The organism is Rufibacter roseus, from assembly GCF_001647285.1.
Taxonomy (GTDB): Bacteria; Bacteroidota; Bacteroidia; order Cytophagales; family Hymenobacteraceae; genus Nibribacter; species Nibribacter roseus.
Window position 1 is genome coordinate 177,418 of the sequence record NZ_LRML01000001.1, and the last position, 16,536, is coordinate 193,953.

The following is a 16,536-nucleotide window of genomic DNA, read 5'->3' on the forward strand; positions in this document are numbered from 1 at the left end:
ATAAGAAAGACGTTTTAGCCTAGTTTTTCTGAAAACAGGGCTAAAACGAGTGCCTTGTACAGGTAAACTTCAGGAAAGAGTTGTAGCAATGGTTTGGCAGGAAGCATAGAATTAATAATTTTAGATTTTCCGGCTCAGGAGTGGCAGGCTGTATGGCTTTGAGCCTTCCTGTAGCGGGTTCACTAACAATTGTAAAACTCTTTTCAACTAACACCGCCATGAACAACCCCATCTGGATAATGACCTCAGCTTTTGACCAATTAACCTTAGACGAAGTAATTGTAAAAGCAAAGGAAGTAGGAGTGCAGGGGCTGGATGTGTGCGTGTTCAGAAAAGACGGCACCCGCGATGACTTTGTAGCCACCCACCTGAATTATGAGAGTTTTGAGCCGGAAGATGCAAAGGCGCTGTTGGAGAAATTCAACCAAAACCGTCTGAGACTATCATTGGGAGCGTTTGACAACCTGATTGGGGGAGACCCGGCAGAACGCGTGAAAAACCAGAACCACCTGCTCAGGCTCATTCGGATGGCGCACCTCTTGGGCGGCGATGCCAATGATGTAAAGGTAGGCACCTTTGTAGGCTACAACCATGACCTCGGAAACCAAGAAAACGGCTTCCAGAAAAATCTGGAAGAGTACGCCCGCATCTTTACCCCTATCATAAAATATGCGGAAGATTTAGGCGTGACCGTGCTGTATGAGAATTGCCCCATGGAAGGCTGGCGTTCCGCTGGCTATACCGGTACATTCAACAATCTTCCTGGCGTGCTGGCGGCGCGTAAACTTATGTACCAGCTTATTCCCAGCAAAGCCCACGGCGAAATCTACGACCCATCACATGACGTTTGGCAGCATGTAGACCCAAGTCAGGTAATTCAGCACACAGACATGGGGCGCCTGCACCGCATACACGTAAAAGGCACCCGCAACGGAAACAATGTGTACTGGGGCAACATGTACCCCTTGCAAAAAGTAGATTCCCAGTTGGCGCAAAATGCCGGAGTACCCACCGCACAGCACGAGTGGGACCGTCATAACTATGAGGCAATGCTACCCGGTTTCGGAGGTTCTGACAGCATGGATTGGAGGGCCTTTGTGAATACCTTAAAGCAAAAAGGCTTTACCGGCCCCTTTGAAATTGAAAATGAAGCCAGCCTGTCAAAAGGAACCGGTAACATGGGTGCTATCATGCAAGGCTACAAGGCTACCACCCTTAATCTGGCGCCCATGCTATGGGAGCTTACCCAAGACGGCTACCAGTATCCAGAAAACGGATTTCAGGAGTTAAAGCAGGAGGTGGTAAAAGATACTCCGTTGGTTACCATGCAAGACTTAGGTGTGAAAGAGTAACGGCTTCTCACTTTACTGAGTCTCATTTTCCCGAAGCCCCTGTTTCTGGCCTGTTTTCTTAAAAACAGCAGAAACAGGAGCTTCGGAAATTATAGCTTGCACTCAGGCCTCATTTCTTTTCTGCTTCTCCACTTGCAGAACAGCTAATAGTCTGTCTGTAGTGAAGGGCATCCCTTAAGAAGAAGAAATGCAGGAAAGGTAGAGCTACACTCGCCTACGTTATCTCTAAGCCTAACGCCTATAAGAACCCTTTTAGAATAAAGCGGCAAAACTTTATTAATTCTCTCATAAAGCCTGCTGTTTAAGAAAGGTGGTTTGCTTTTCAGGATTTAAAAAATTATTATTAAAAGTCTTTTCTGTTGCTATCCTTTTAACAAAGGCAGAGAAGAAAGGTCTAATGTTGGCATTGCGGCATTTTACTTTCCTAAAACCAAACCTGAAAACCCTTATACTACTAAGCTAACAAAAGCATATGGCCGATAATCATTACGATGCAATTGTCATTGGTTCCGGAATTTCTGGTGGCTGGGCCGCCAAAGAATTAACCGAAAAAGGACTAAAGACAATAATGCTGGAACGCGGCAGAAACATAGAGCACATCAAAGACTATGTGAACGCGAGCAAGGCTCCATGGGAATTTCCCCACCGTGGAGGCCGTACCCAGGAAATGATAGAGAACTACCCTGTTCTAAAGCGCGATTACCCGCTGAATGAAATGAACCTGGAATATTGGGTAAACGAAAAAGAAAGCCCTTACACAGAGTCCAAAAGGTTTGACTGGTACCGCGGCTACCACGTGGGGGGGCGCTCACTTATGTGGGGCCGGCAAAGCTACCGGCTCTCTGATCTAGATTTTGAAGCCAACGCCAAAGACGGTATAGCTGTTGATTGGCCCATCCGCTACAAAGACCTGGAGCCATGGTACAGCTACGTTGAAAAGTTCTCGGGCATTAGCGGCTCTAAAGAAAACATTCCGCATTTGCCAGACGGTGACTTTCTGCCCCCAATGGAGATGAACTGCGTGGAGAAAGATGTGGCTGCCCGTATTAAAGCCCACTACAAAGGCAACCGGCATATGATTATTGGTAGGGTAGCCAACCTCACGGCACCTCACCACGACCGCGTTAATTGCCAGTATAGAAGCAAGTGCTGGTTGGGTTGTCCGTTTGGCGCCTATTTCAGCACCCAGTCTGCTACGTTGCCGGCGGCTATGGCTACCGGAAACCTCACGCTGCGGCCTTTCTCTATTGTGACGAAGATCTTGTATGACAAAGACACCAAGAAAGCCACAGGTGTAGAGGTACTTGACGCTGAAACAAACCAGACGTACGAGTACTTCGCCAAAGTAGTCTTCCTGAACGCCTCTACCTTGAACTCCACCTGGGTACTCATGAACTCAGCCACCGATGTGTGGGAGGGAGGCTTGGGCAGCAGCAGCGGGCAACTAGGCCATAACCTCATGGACCACCACTTCAGAACCGGCGCCAGCGGTACCATGGAAGGCTACGAAGACAAATATTATTTCGGCCGCCGGCCTAACGGTATTTATATACCGCGTTTCCGGAACGTGAACGGTGACAAGCGTGACTACATCAGGGGCTTCGGTTACCAAGGCAGCGCCAGCCGCTCTAACTGGGGCCGCGAAATTGCTGAAATGAACATTGGTGGCGAATTGAAAGATGCCCTCAGCGAGCCGGGCGAATGGCGAATGGGCATCAATGCGTTTGGTGAAACCCTTCCGTACCACGAGAACTTTGTGCGCCTTGACAAAAATAAGAAAGACAAATGGGGGCTGCCGGTGCTGGATATCAGCTGTGAGATAAAAGAAAACGAGTTCAAGATGCGCAAAGACATGGCTGAAGACGCAAAAGAAATGTTGGAAATAGCCGGTTTTAAAGACGTGTCTACCTTTGACTCGGGCTACGCCATGGGGCAGGGTATCCATGAAATGGGCACCGCTCGTATGGGGCGTGATCCGAAAAGCTCAGTGCTGAACAAACATAATCAAGTGTGGGATGCGCCCAACTTGTACGTGACAGACGGTTCGGCCATGACTTCGGCAGGCTGCCAGAATCCTTCACTTACATACATGGCCCTTACAGCGCGCGCCGTTGATCACGCGGTAGGTGAGCTGAAAAGAATGAACATCTGATATCTTACCTTTCAAGCATTATTTTTATTTCACAATTACAATGGCCGAAGAAGATAAAAAGAGCCTTCCGGAAAACGGTGCCAGAAGAAAGTTTCTAAAAGCGGGCGCTTTAGCGGCGGCAGGGTTCATGATTGTGCCCCGCCACGTATTGGGTGGTCCGGGCTTTTTAGCTCCTAGTGACCGATTAATCATTGCCGGCGTAGGCGTTGGTGGCAAGGGTGAAAGCGACATCAAGAGCTTTTATGACAGCGGCAAAGCCGACATAGCGTTTCTCTGTGACGTAGACGATAGTCGTGCCGCCAATTCTAGAAAGCGGTTCCCGAAGGCCAAGTATTACAGAGACTGGCGCGAGATGTTTGACAAAGAGCACAAGAACTTTGATGCCGTGTCCGTCTCCACCCCAGACCATAACCACGCCATCACCACCCTGGCGGCCATGCAGCTGGGCAAGCACGTGTATGTGCAGAAACCGCTCACGCATGATATTTATGAGGCCCGCCTGCTCACCGATGCGGCAAAACGCTACAAAGTAGTAACGCAAATGGGCAACCAGGGCGCCTCCGGCGATGGAGTGCGGCAACTGCGGGAGTGGTATGACGCCGGCATTATCGGTGACGTACACACCATCTACTCCTGGACCAATCGGCCGGTGTGGCCTCAGGGCATTCCGTGGCCAACTGCCAAAGCCGAAGTGCCGAAAGACCTGGATTGGGACCTGTGGCTAGGTACCGCCCCTTATAAAGAATACGTGTCAAAACTGGTGCCTTTCAACTGGCGCGGCTGGTGGGACTACGGCACCGGCGCCCTAGGTGACATGGGCTGCCACTTAATTGAAGCGCCTTTCAGCGTGCTGAATCTCAAATACGCCACTGATGTACAAGCCAGCGTGGGCAGCGTGTACGTAGATGAATTCAAACGGGGTTATTTCCCTGAAAGTTGCCCGCCATCTAGCCACGTTACCCTTACCTTCCCGAAGACAAACAAAACCAAAGGCCCTGTTACCCTACACTGGATGGACGGGGGCATACAACCGGTTCGGCCAGAAGAATTAGGTCCGAATGAGCTGTTTGGCGATGGTGGCAACGGTACTCTGTTCGTGGGCACCAAAGGCAAGATGATGTGCAGTACCTACGGAGCCAACCCAAGACTATTGCCTACTTCGCGTACCGAGCAGGTAAACGTGAAACAAAAATTTGCCCGCGTACCCGGCGGAGCTGGCGGGCACTACGCCCAGTGGGTAGAGGCCGGTATTGCCGGTCACGGTAAAAAAGAAGTCAGTGCCCCCTTTGAAATTGCCGGTCCGCTTACCGAGGCTTTGCTCATGGCCAACCTCGCCATTAGAGGCATTGATGTGCAGCGGCCCAAAGCAGATGGCAGTGGTTTTGACTACCCAGGCCGCAACATTAAATTGATGTGGGACAACCAAAACATGCGGGTCACCAATTTTGATGAAGTAAACCAATTTGTCAAGCGTGAGTACCGCAAAGGCTGGACTCTTGGGGCTTAACGGAAAGAGCTTTGAAGAAGAATCTGAAGCAACTAACGGATAGAGAAATTATGGCAGAAATGCCTAAACCAAAATAACATGAACAGACGAGAAGCAATTGCCGCTGTAGGCTGGATATTGGGCGGTACCATGATCGGGGCCGAGCTCTTAGTATCCTGCACCTCCTCCTCCTCAGCTAAGGTAAATGACCTGTTTAATCAAGATCAGGTGACTTTTCTAGATGAGGTAGGCGAAACTATATTGCCCGCCACCAGCACCCCTGGGGCTAAAGCTGCTGAAATTGGCAGTTTTATGGCCGTTATGGTGCAAGACTGCTATACCAAAGAAGACCAGAAAATCTTCATGAAAGGCATAGACCAGCTGGACGAAGCGAGTAAGAAGAAATTCAATAAGGGTTTCTTAAAAGCTACGCCCCAAGAGCGCACCGCTCTGCTTACCCAGCTAGATAAAGAGCAGAAAGAGCACCAGTTAAACAAGAAAGAAGGCGAACCGAACCATTATTTCCGGATGATGAAAGAGCTGACCATGCTGGGCTTTTTTACCTCAGAAGTAGGTCAGACGCAGGCGCTTCGTTACGTGGAGGTGCCAGGCAAGTATGAAGCCTGTATTCCATACAAAAAAGGAGACAGAGCCTGGGCGTAAGTAAGGAAGAGTGTTTTTCCTCCAAACATTGAGATATTATCTGTTTTAGGCCTATTTTTCAGAAATTAAATCCAAAACAGACACTACCGGTTAGTCTGAACCACTCTGTCGGGGAGTTGTAATCCCCGTTGCGGGCTAATTCAGAAAGCGACTGCATGGGGATTAATAAGTCCCCGACAGAAAACTTCCAGACTGGTAAATCTGGAAGAGCGAAATGGGAATCACTCTGGCGCAGTGGCATAGATATTTGCAGGTCTGTAACACAATGCGAGGTGTACTAACTAGTGTCACAGCGATGGCAGTGTTTTGGAACTGTTTTTATAATTAATAAGCGCAAAACAGAAATAAGTTATTACTGAAAGAAAAGTCTGCTACACCAAACTTTCTTCTTAAGAGGGGCGGGTTCGGCTTTTTGACAATACTGCATACATAAAACATGAAAAGAAAATTACGGATGGGCATGATTGGGGGCGGCAAAGGCGCCTTCATTGGGGCCATCCACAGAATAGCCGCCACCATGGACGGAGCCATTGAGCTGGTTTGTGGTGCCCTTAGTACCAACCCCGAAAACGCGCAACAGAGCGGACGGGAATTGTTTCTGCCCGAGCACCGGGTTTACAACAGCTATGAGGAGATGCTGGAGAAAGAAAGCGCTCTGCCGGAAGGCGAGCGGATGGACTTCGTGAGCATTGTAACGCCCAACCACGTGCACTTAGACCCGGCCCTGAAGGCGCTTGACAAAGGCTTTCATGTGGTGATTGAAAAACCAATGGCCTTCACCTTAGAAGAGGCCAGGCAATTACAGCAGAAAGTACAGGAAACTGGTTTGTTGCTCTTGCTCACCCACACCTACGCAGGTTACCCCATGGTAAAGCAGGCGCGGCAAATGGTGCAGGCAGGGGAGCTGGGCAAAATCAGAAAAGTGCTGGTAGAATACACCCAAGGCTGGCTCAGCAGGCTGTCTGAACAAGAGGGCAACGCCCAAGCTGCCTGGCGCACCGACCCCAGCAAGTCCGGCAAAAGCGGCTGCATGGGCGATATTGGAACACACGCCGCCCACTTGGCAGAATACATTTCTGGGCAAAAGATACAGCAGGTGTGCGCGCAACTGAATACCGTGGTAGAAGGCCGCGCGTTAGACGACGACGGTAACGTGCTGCTTCGGTTCAACGAGGGCGCCACCGGTGTGTTAACGGCAAGCCAGGTGATGGCCGGTGAGGAAAATGGCCTGAAAATACGCGTGTACGGCGAAGACGGAGGTTTGGAGTGGGCGCAGCAGGAGCCTAATACCCTGGTGGTGAAATGGCTGGACAAACCTACCCAACTTCTACGGACCGGAACCGGCGGACTTACGTCTTACGCACAGCACAATACCCGCACGCCCGGTGGCCACCCCGAAGGGTATATTGAGGCCTTCGCCAATCTGTACCGCAATTTTGCCTTAACGCTTTCTGCTAGGTTAGAAGGAACCACACCGTCTGAAGAGGCACTTGATTTTCCTTCGGTTGAAGACGGTGTACGCGGCATGGCCTTTATAGACACCGTGGTAGCCAGCAGCGCCAGCGCTGAGAAATGGACAGATTTTGTGGTTTGATTTTTAACTAACATCATCTGTTTTTGGCCTGTTTTTCTGAAAACGGATCAAAAACATCAACAGAAATAAGAAAGGCACTAAAAGAAAACCACTTACCAATTACCTCTTACACAAATCATGAAAAAATTAGCACTCCTTTTTAGCTGCTGCGCCCTCATGGCAGCTTGCAACAGTAAGTCTTCTACAAACGAATATGACAAATACTACGAAAGCCAGGACAAAGACTCTACCAGTTCTGCCCAGCTAAGTGCGGCCACCCGTCAGCCCGCCGATGTAGACACCAATGTTATGAATATTGGCACTGACCGCACCGCCGGAACCACCGCCCTGCCTGATGCCGACAAAGGCGCCAAGTTAGTGGCCCAGTCTGACTGTACCGCCTGCCACCGTAACGACCAGAAATTAGTAGGGCCGGCCTATGAGGCCGTAGCTCAAAAGTATGAGGTGAACGAAAAAACACTGGATTATCTGGCTGAGAAAATTATTAAAGGAGGCAAAGGTGTATGGGGCGAGATTCCTATGACCCCTCACCCAAATATGAGCGAAGAAGACGCCAAAGCCATGGCTCAATATGTAATGTCTCTTAAAAAATAATTGAAACTGATGTTGATCCAAAGAATATTACCCGTGCTATCATTGGCGGCACTTTTGTCCTGCCAGTCCTCACAAACTGGAAACACCATGTCAAACGCACAAACCAATGCCAAGAGCTCTGACTGGAAGCCCTTGTTCGATGGCAAAACCACCAACGGCTGGCACAGCTACGGAAAGGAAACCGCCGGCAAAGCCTGGAAAGCGGAAGACGGCATGCTGCGTCTGGACGCCTCGGCCAAGAAAGACTGGCAAACCAATGAAGGCGGTGACATTGTCACCGAAGAAAGCTATGAAGATTTCCACCTGAAGCTAGACTGGAAAATAGCCCAGAACGGCAACAGCGGCATTATCATCTATGTGCAGGATGAGCCAGCCAAATACCAGTACGTGTGGCAGACTGGCCCTGAAATTCAGGTGTTGGACAACGACGGCCACCCAGATGCCAAAATCCACAAGCACCGCGCCGGAGACCTGTACGATCTGGTAGCCAGCAGCCCTGAAACCGTAAAGCCTGCCGGGCAATGGAACCGGGTGGAAATCATCAGCCAGAACGGAAAGTTGGAGGTTGTGCAGAACGGCCAAAAGGTGCTCACCACCACCATGTGGGACGATAACTGGCGGAACATGATTGCGGGCAGCAAATTCTCTCAGATGCCTGGTTTCGGTACGTTTAAATCGGGTAAGATTGCCCTGCAAGACCACGGTGATGATGTGTGGTTCAAGAACATCATGATCAAACGACTGTAGTTTTGTTTTAGGCTTGGTTTTTAGAAATCCTGCCAAAATCAGAAAGCATCAGAAACGACTGCCGATAGGAGGCACTTGTATGTCAGCTTGCCTGCTTCAAGTTTAGCGACAGCGTAACTTGGAGCCAACATTGCGGCAAGTTTTCAACTTGCGTGACAAGGCAGGTGCATTACTAAAGTTGAAAACTTTCACCATAGGAGCCACAAGTTACGCTGTTGCTAAACTTGCGGCAGAAGAAAAGAGGTGGATGGGCTGCTCTTCTGTTTTTAGCTTGTTTTCTTTAAAGTAGGCTGAAAACAGGATTTAGCGTTTTTGCAGAACTTTTGCTCCTAATAACGAACAACAAACCTTACAACTAACAAACAAACCATGAATACCCTTACCCGCACCAAATTATCAGCCATGATGTTCCTGGAGTTTTTCATCTGGGGAGCGTGGTTTGTCACCCTCGGCACGTTCCTGGGCAATAACCTGAAAGCCTCTGAGCTAGAGACCGCCAGTGTGTTCTCCACCCAGTCGTTCGGGGCCATCATCGCGCCTTTTATTATAGGGCTCATTGCTGACAAATACTTTAATGCGGAGCGGATTCTTGGGATTCTGCATTTGGTGGGCGCCTTTTTGATGTACCAGATGTACAATTCTAATGATGTGAGTACTTTTTACCCGTATGTGCTCGCGTACATGATTGCCTACATGCCTACCTTGGCCTTGGTAAACTCTGTTTCGTTCCGGCAAATGAAGAACCCCGAGAAAGAATTTTCGGTGATCAGAGTGTGGGGTACCATTGGCTGGATTGCGGCAGGTTTATCTATCAGCTATATTTTTCATTGGGATTCTGCCGAGGGCATTGGGCAGGGCATGCTCCGGAACACGTTCATGATGGCCGGTGTGGCCTCTCTCATACTGGGTATTTACAGTTTTATGTTGCCTAAAACGCCACCGGTTAAAAATGACGGCAAAAGCAATTCCATTTCTGAGATTCTAGGGCTAGACGCCATAAAGCTCTTAAAGAACAAAAATTTCCTGATTTTCTTTTTGGCTTCGGTACTGATCTGTATTCCGCTGGCTTTTTACTACCAGAACGCTAACCCCTTCCTGACCGACATCGGTTTGGACAACCCTACCGGTAAAATGACCATTGGGCAAATCTCAGAGGTGTTGTTCCTGTTGCTGCTTCCGGTGTTCTTCTCCAAATACGGCTTTAAGAAGACCATTCTGGTGGGCATGGTGGCCTGGGCGCTGCGGTACGTGCTGTTTGCCTATGGCAACGCGGGGGAACTGTCGTTCATGCTGATTATCGGCATTGCCCTGCACGGCATTTGCTATGACTTCTTCTTTGTGTCTGGCCAGATTTACACCGATGCCCGGGCAGGGGAGAAGTACAAGAGTTCTGCGCAAGGTTTAGTGACACTGGCCACCTACGGCGTGGGTATGTTAATTGGGTTCTGGGTAGCCGGTTATATAGGCGAGTACTACAGAGGCTTGGGCGGAGAAAATATTTGGCAGAGCATTTGGCTGGTGCCGGCTGGCATTGCGGCTGCGGTAGCGCTGCTGTTCTTGTTAACGTTCAAAGATGAGAAAGACCCCAACAAAGAAGTACCTGCTTTTGAGCCCGAAACTGATAAAGCCCCGGCAATTACCAGCTTACCCTAAACTAGAATTCTCATGAAAAACGTAAGCCAAAGAAGAACTGCCCTGAAAGGTTTATTGGCCGGTGCCGCGGCAGTGGCTACTACCGGCGGCATCTCTAGTTTTGCCTCTGAGAAAAAAGAACCTGCCTACATGCTCAAAGGAAATATAAACCACTCTGTTTGTCGCTGGTGCCTCAATGATATGCCAATGGAGGAACTGTGCAAAGCGGCTAAAGAATTAGGCTTAAAAGGAATTGATCTGGTAGGCCCTAAAGACTGGCCTATGTTGCAGAAGTACGGTCTGGTTTCTACTATGTGCAATGGCGCCGAGATCAGCCTGACCGAAGGGTTTAACCATCCGCAGTACCACGCCAAGCTCCAGAAAAATTATTCTGAAATGATTCCGTTGGTTTCCAAGGCCGGGTACACCAACCTGATCTGCTTTAGCGGCAACCGCAATGGGCTAGATGATGAAACCGGCTTGAAGAATTGTGTGGAAGGTTTAAAAAAGCTACTTCCGCTGGCGGAAAAACATAAGGTGGTGTTGGTGATGGAACTGCTGAACAGCAAGATAGACCATAAAGACTACCAATGCGACCACACCGCCTGGGGCGTGGAGCTTGCTAAACGCTTGGGGTCTGAAAACTTCAAGCTGCTCTATGATATCTACCACATGCAGATTGATGAAGGAGATGTCATCAGAACCATCCGTGACAACCACGCCTACATTGCCCACTACCACACCGCAGGGGTGCCAGGCCGCCATGAGATAGATGACTCTCAGGAGTTGAATTATCCGGCTATTATGCGTGCCATCAAAGAAACAGGGTTCAAAGGATACGTGGCGCAGGAGTTCATCGCTAAGGCCAAAGATAAATTAGGCTCCATAAAACAGGCTGTCCAGATTTGTGATGTCTGATTTTCGGCCATAATAAGCCATTAATACTCATCCTTCTACTTATCAATATAAAATGAAGAACAGAAGAAACTTCTTACAGCAACTCGGTTTACTATCTGCGGGGGTGGCCTTTGCGCCTGCAATACTTACTTCCTGTGATTCCTCCACGCAGAAGAACACAGAAGCTGGTGAAAACGCAGGAGGTACCGCTACCACCACTGCTACTACAGGCACTATCAAAGACATTGGCTTACAGCTGTACACCTTACGCGAACTGTTGCCCCACAACATAAAAGATGTGGTTAGAAAGGTAGCCGAGGCAGGGTACAATGATGTAGAAACCTATGGGTACAGTGTAAAAGATGGCTACTGGGGATTAGACCCTAAACAGTTCAAAGAGCTTCTTTCTGCCAATAACATAGTATCTAGTAGCGGGCACTATGATTTTGCCCAATTCATGACAGATGGTAACCCAGACATAGTAAAGCGGTACACTGAAGCCGGTAAAACCATTGGGCAAACGTATATAACAGTGCCCTGGCTGGCAGAAGAATTGCGCAACAGCCTAGACGACTACAAACACATTGCACAGCGACTGAACAACGCCGGGCAGCTTTGCCAAGAGGCTGGGCTGAAATTAGCCTACCACAACCATGACTTTGAGTTTACTCCATACGGTAATACATCTGGCTTTGAAGTGCTCCTGCAAGAAACTGACCCTGCCTTAGTGAACTTTGAGGCTGATCTGTACTGGATAGTAAGAGCGGGTCACCAGCCGGTAGATATCTTCCAGAAAAACCAGGGGCGTTTTGTGATGTGGCACGTGAAAGACATGGACAACAACAGTCCAGATCTGAATACCGAGATAGGGGCAGGAAGCATAGACTACCAAAGCATATTTGACAAAGCGGAAGTGTCTGGCGTAGACCGCATTTTTGTGGAGCAGGAAAACTTTGCCGCTAACATGGACCCATTCCAAAGCATCAAGCAAAGCCACAGTTTTGTCAAAGACTCATTGTTGGCATAATGAATTGCTGGAGCTAAAGAAACCCATAGGCTCCTACATATCATGAAAAATGACGGGCTGTTTTGTGCTGTTTCTAAGAAAACAGCACCAAAACAGCCCGTCATTTTTCATGATATGAATTTCTACTAACTGAGTGCTGACAAACCGCTTTGCGATAAACTAAACTCCCACATTGTGCTTATTTCTGAAGAGGGTTCAGCAATAAAAAGCAAAAAACATGAAGCCGGTAAGAAAAATGAATGCTTGATGGTTCAGATGAATGTTGGGATGTCCATAGTCATGAGGATTGTCTAATAATTATATTTATGTTTTAGGTTTGTTTTTTGAAAACCAGACCTGAAACAGCCGCAGAAAGGCAGGGCCTGTAGAGAGGGTTCTGTTTTTTTTGTTTATGTAAGTAGTTGGTGTAAAGAAAGATGAGGTGGTATGTGAGCTAGTTTATGAGCGTTTTTTGAGGAAGAATAATATTGCCAAGAAAGCAGCTTAATCCGTTGCGAAAGAAGTTTCATTTTGTGTATATACTTCAACTTTCTGAAGTTATTCTTACCTTCACTACTTCAACACACAAACATCACCCACACTAAACCTTTATTTCATGAAGCAGCCATTTGCCAGCCGTTCCCACCGCTGGAAAAAATCTGTGTTCCTGCTTTGCGCCCTAGGTTTATTTTCTGAGCCGATGATGGCGCAGGAGGTACCGGCCGCAAAGAAAGACGCTCCTAAGAAAGAGGAGAAAAAAGACCTGCCCCTGGAGGCGGGCCGTAAAATCGATATTAAAACCAATGAGGGTTCGTGGCTGGCGCTAGACGTACACCCAGACGGAAGTAAGTTAATCTTCAGTATGCTGGGCGACCTTTACCTATTGCCAATTTCTGGTGGTAAAGCCGAGCAACTGACAGAAGGTATGGCCTTGGACGTGCAGCCTCGTTTCAGCCCTAATGGTAAGTCTATTGTGTTCATTTCTGACCGCGATGGTGCTGACAACGTGTGGGTGATGGATCTGACTACAAAGAAGCCCCGCCAGATAAGCAAAAGCAAAAACGAAAACTTTCAGGCCGCCGAGTGGACGCCCGATGGTGAGTACCTGGTGGTGTCTAAGGGCCGCCGTAACCTGAAGTTGCACTTGTACCATAAAGACAGTGGCAGCGGCATGGAGCTGATCAAGACGCCAGAGAACCTGAAAACGGTGGAGCCGGCGTTTGGTAAGGATGGCCGCTACATCTGGTTCGCCCGCCGCACCGGTGCCTGGAACTACAACGCCCAGTTGCCCCAGTACCAGTTGGCCACCCTTGACCGCGAAACCGGCGAGACAGAAACCAGAACCGCCCGCTACGGCTCGGCCTTTTCACCCACGCTTTCTTCTGACGGCAACTGGCTAGTGTACGGTACGCGCTACAACAACCAAACCGGACTGGTGCTTCAGAACCTGAAATCAGGCGATGAGAAATGGCTGGCCTACCCGGTGCAACGCGATGAGCAGGAGTCCATTGCGCCGCTGGGCGTGTTGCCGGCCATGTCGTTTATGCCAGATAACAAAGAAGTGGTGGCCTCTTACGGTGGTAAAATCTACCGCATTCCCGTAGCCGGTGGTGCCGCCAAAGAAATTCCGTTTGAAGTAGAAACCCAGATTGCCATCGGCCCGAAGCTGGATTTTAAATATCCCATCACCGATGAAAAGACCATGAAAGTGACCCAAATAAGGGACGCTACTGTGTCGCCGGATGGCAAGTGGATGGCTTTCACGGCACTAGACCGCCTGTACGTATCAGCTTACCCGAACGGCAAGCCAAAACGCGTAACGAACCATGACTTCACCGAGGCTCAGCCTGCCTGGTCACCAGACGGGAAAAGCCTGGTGTTTGTGACCTGGCACGAGAAAACCGGCGGAGCCATCTACAAAGTAGCCGCCAACGGGAAAGGTAAGCCAGAGAAACTGACCGTAGAGAATTCTGTTTTTCAGGAGCCGGTGTGGTCGCCTAAGGGAGACAAAATCGTATTCATCAAAGGCTCCGCCCAGACCTACCGCGAATCGGCTGGGCCGGGTGCATTTGCTTCGCGCCAAACCATTAATTGGATTCCGGCCAAAGGCGGTGCCAGCACCTTTGTAACCAAAGCTAACTTGGGTGCCAACCCGCACTTTGTACAAGGCGATGACCGCATCTACCTCTACAGCTCTTCAGACGGATTGATTTCTATACGGTGGGATGGTACCGATAAGAAGCCGTACGTGAAAGTGAAAGGCATCACCACGTTTGGTACCCACGCCGACATGCTGGAGGAGGAGATGAGTCACAACCACCACTTGAACGAACGTGAGCCGCAGATGCAGGCCTCAACCGCCACTACCGTGATCAAAGCCCCTAAAGGCGACAAAGCTCTGGCCCTGATCAACAACGAGATTTACGTAGTGACCATCCCGTTTGTGGGCGGCGAAACGCCAACCATTTCCGTAGCCGATGTAGCTTCGTCTCAATTCCCGAGTTGGAAACTGACCGACATTGGCGGGCAATTCCCAAGCTGGTCTGCTGACGGAAAAACCGTTTTCTGGTCAATCGGGAACGCTTTCTTCGCCTACAATCTAGACCAAGCCTTCGCCAAGAAAAGAGAGCTAGAGGCGCTGGAGGAAAAGAAGAAAGAAACCAAACCTGACACCGAGGCCAAGAAAGACAGCACCGGTGCCAAAGAGGCTGTAAAGATTGAAGGCTACAAACCAATTGAAACCAGAATAGCCATTGAGGTGCCGCGTGACATTCCGCAGGGAACTATCTTGCTGCAGGGGGGGCGCATCATTACCATGAACGGTGATGAAGTGATTGAAAACGGGGACATACTCATTGAGAACAACCGCATCAAAGCCGTGGGAGCCACCGGTACTTTGGAAGCTGGCAACGCCACCGTGGTAGATGTGAATGGCAAAACCATTACGCCAGGCTTTATTGATACTCACGCGCACATGTGGCCGCGTTGGGGCGTTCACTCCAATCAAGTCTGGATTTACGCTGCAAACCTGGCCTACGGCGTCACCACCACCCGCGACCCACAGACCGCCACTACCGATGTTTTGACTTACTCTGACATGGTCGAAACGGGTAAGATGATTGGCCCGCGTGTGTACTCTACCGGCCCTGGAGTTGGTTATTGGTCTTACAACCTCAAGAGCCTGGATCATGCCAAGAGCGTGCTGAAGCAGTATTCTGAATACTACAACACCAAGACAATCAAGATGTACTTGGTGGGTAACCGCCAGCACCGGCAGTGGATCATTATGGCCGCCAAGGAGCAGGGACTGATGCCTACTACTGAAGGAGGTCTTGATTTCAAACTAAACCTGACGGAGGTACTGGATGGCTACCCAGGCCATGAGCATTCGTACCCGGTGTACCCGCTTTACAAAGACTTCGTGGAGTTTGTGTCGCAGTCGCAGATTGCGTACACGCCAACGCTGCTGGTGTCTTACGGCGGACCATGGGCTGAGAATTACTATTATGCCACCGAAGATCTGGCGAACGATAAAAAGCTGAATTACTTCACACCTAAGGTGGAGTTAGATGAGAAGTCGCGCCGCAGACCAGGCTGGTTCATGAAAGAAGAGCACATCTTTGACAAACACGCTGAATTTGTAAATAACTTGGTGAAAGCCGGTGGTCTGGCTGGAGTAGGTTCACACGGTCAGCTGCAGGGCTTAGGCTTCCATTGGGAGCTATGGTCTATGCAGGCGGGCGGCATGAGCACGTTAGACGCCTTGAAGACCGCTACCATTTTGGGTGCCAAATCGCTTGGCTTAGATGGTGACTTAGGTTCTATTCAGAACGGCAAACTGGCTGATCTGGTCATCATGGACCAAAACCCGCTGGAAAACATCCGCAACACCAATACGGTGAAGTACGTGGTGCGCAATGGTCGCTTATATGATGCCAATACCTTAGATGAACTGGCTCCAACTAAAAAGAAAGCCCCAGACTTTGACTGGCACAGTGCCATGCCAATTGGCGTGCCTGGTATTCAGGAGTAAGTAGAGAACACAGAAGCCGTCTCTGTTTTAGACTTGTTTTCGCGAAAACAGGCCTAAAACAGAGACGGCTTTTGCAATATGGCGCAATATGGCGCAAGCGTCCGCTTGTGTCCACACGCATTCCTGATCTACATTGCGTGTGGAGTGCCTGGGGTGTAGGAGTAATAATGGGAAACACTGCTTCTGTTTTAGGCTTTATTTTTCAAAAACAGGTTTGAAACAGAAGCAGCCCTTTACCTTCAATGCCACGGAAGTAACTACCGCGCCATAGAAGGCAATGTGTATAGGCACAAGCGGACGCTTGCGCCATTCTTAACCATACTAAATAAGAAACAGCCATAAAAAGAATAGGGCTCCTGTTTTCAGGAGCCCTATTCTTT

Annotated in this window: 11 protein-coding genes; all 11 read left to right on the forward strand. The window is 49.4% G+C overall.

Translation table 11 applies throughout. From position 1 onward, the window contains the following. The first annotated feature begins 218 nt into the window (after window positions 1–218). The 11 genes from A8O23_RS00580 (at window position 219) to A8O23_RS00630 (ending at window position 16,156) form a co-directional block, all read left to right on the forward strand. On the forward strand, window positions 219–1,352 hold the full coding sequence (locus A8O23_RS00580; RefSeq protein ID WP_066615832.1) for a sugar phosphate isomerase/epimerase family protein: 1,134 nt from the start codon (window positions 219–221) through the stop codon (window positions 1,350–1,352). A 472-nt stretch (window positions 1,353–1,824) separates the two neighbouring features. After that, a complete protein-coding gene (locus A8O23_RS00585; RefSeq protein ID WP_066615319.1) occupies window positions 1,825–3,504 on the forward strand; it encodes a GMC oxidoreductase in 1,680 nt (559 codons plus the stop codon). Window positions 3,505–3,544: 40 nt separating this feature from the next. After that, the gene (locus A8O23_RS00590; RefSeq protein ID WP_066615320.1) at window positions 3,545–5,011 is read left to right on the forward strand and encodes a Gfo/Idh/MocA family protein; all 1,467 of its coding nucleotides are present in this window, start codon (window positions 3,545–3,547) and stop codon (window positions 5,009–5,011) included. A gap of 78 nt (window positions 5,012–5,089) precedes the next feature. After that, a complete protein-coding gene (locus A8O23_RS00595) occupies window positions 5,090–5,653 on the forward strand; it encodes a gluconate 2-dehydrogenase subunit 3 family protein (RefSeq protein ID WP_066615321.1) in 564 nt (187 codons plus the stop codon). A 436-nt stretch (window positions 5,654–6,089) separates the two neighbouring features. After that, window positions 6,090–7,247: a Gfo/Idh/MocA family protein gene (locus A8O23_RS00600; RefSeq protein ID WP_066615323.1), complete on the forward strand. Its 1,158-nt coding sequence runs from the start codon at window positions 6,090–6,092 to the stop codon at window positions 7,245–7,247. Between the two features lie 117 nt (window positions 7,248–7,364). Next, the gene (locus A8O23_RS00605) at window positions 7,365–7,841 is read left to right on the forward strand and encodes a c-type cytochrome (protein ID WP_066615325.1); all 477 of its coding nucleotides are present in this window, start codon (window positions 7,365–7,367) and stop codon (window positions 7,839–7,841) included. Between the two features lie 87 nt (window positions 7,842–7,928). Beyond that, window positions 7,929–8,588, forward strand: a complete 660-nt coding sequence (locus tag A8O23_RS00610; RefSeq protein WP_239693291.1) for a 3-keto-disaccharide hydrolase — start codon at window positions 7,929–7,931, stop codon at window positions 8,586–8,588. A 369-nt stretch (window positions 8,589–8,957) separates the two neighbouring features. Then, window positions 8,958–10,241: a nucleoside permease gene (locus A8O23_RS00615; protein ID WP_066615328.1), complete on the forward strand. Its 1,284-nt coding sequence runs from the start codon at window positions 8,958–8,960 to the stop codon at window positions 10,239–10,241. Window positions 10,242–10,253: 12 nt separating this feature from the next. Further along, window positions 10,254–11,138: a hydroxypyruvate isomerase family protein gene (locus A8O23_RS00620; RefSeq protein ID WP_066615330.1), complete on the forward strand. Its 885-nt coding sequence runs from the start codon at window positions 10,254–10,256 to the stop codon at window positions 11,136–11,138. A 52-nt stretch (window positions 11,139–11,190) separates the two neighbouring features. Continuing rightward, window positions 11,191–12,144, forward strand: a complete 954-nt coding sequence (locus tag A8O23_RS00625) for a sugar phosphate isomerase/epimerase family protein (RefSeq protein WP_066615331.1) — start codon at window positions 11,191–11,193, stop codon at window positions 12,142–12,144. A 595-nt stretch (window positions 12,145–12,739) separates the two neighbouring features. Further along, on the forward strand, window positions 12,740–16,156 hold the full coding sequence (locus A8O23_RS00630; RefSeq protein WP_239693292.1) for an amidohydrolase family protein: 3,417 nt from the start codon (window positions 12,740–12,742) through the stop codon (window positions 16,154–16,156). The last annotated feature ends 380 nt before the right edge of the window (window positions 16,157–16,536 follow it).

Bases quoted from the DNA above. Each gene is read 5' to 3' on its own strand.
- A8O23_RS00585 (WP_066615319.1), top strand. From the start codon at position 1,825: ATGGCCGATAATCATTACGATGCAATTGTCATTGGTTCCGGAATTTCT.
- A8O23_RS00580 (WP_066615832.1), top strand. From the start codon at position 219: ATGAACAACCCCATCTGGATAATGACCTCAGCTTTTGACCAATTAACC.
- A8O23_RS00625 (WP_066615331.1), top strand. From the start codon at position 11,191: ATGAAGAACAGAAGAAACTTCTTACAGCAACTCGGTTTACTATCTGCG.
- A8O23_RS00590 (WP_066615320.1), top strand. From the start codon at position 3,545: ATGGCCGAAGAAGATAAAAAGAGCCTTCCGGAAAACGGTGCCAGAAGA.
- A8O23_RS00630 (WP_239693292.1), top strand. From the start codon at position 12,740: ATGAAGCAGCCATTTGCCAGCCGTTCCCACCGCTGGAAAAAATCTGTG.
- A8O23_RS00605 (WP_066615325.1), top strand. From the start codon at position 7,365: ATGAAAAAATTAGCACTCCTTTTTAGCTGCTGCGCCCTCATGGCAGCT.
- A8O23_RS00610 (WP_239693291.1), top strand. From the start codon at position 7,929: ATGTCAAACGCACAAACCAATGCCAAGAGCTCTGACTGGAAGCCCTTG.
- A8O23_RS00615 (WP_066615328.1), top strand. From the start codon at position 8,958: ATGAATACCCTTACCCGCACCAAATTATCAGCCATGATGTTCCTGGAG.
- A8O23_RS00600 (WP_066615323.1), top strand. From the start codon at position 6,090: ATGAAAAGAAAATTACGGATGGGCATGATTGGGGGCGGCAAAGGCGCC.
- A8O23_RS00620 (WP_066615330.1), top strand. From the start codon at position 10,254: ATGAAAAACGTAAGCCAAAGAAGAACTGCCCTGAAAGGTTTATTGGCC.
- A8O23_RS00595 (WP_066615321.1), top strand. From the start codon at position 5,090: ATGAACAGACGAGAAGCAATTGCCGCTGTAGGCTGGATATTGGGCGGT.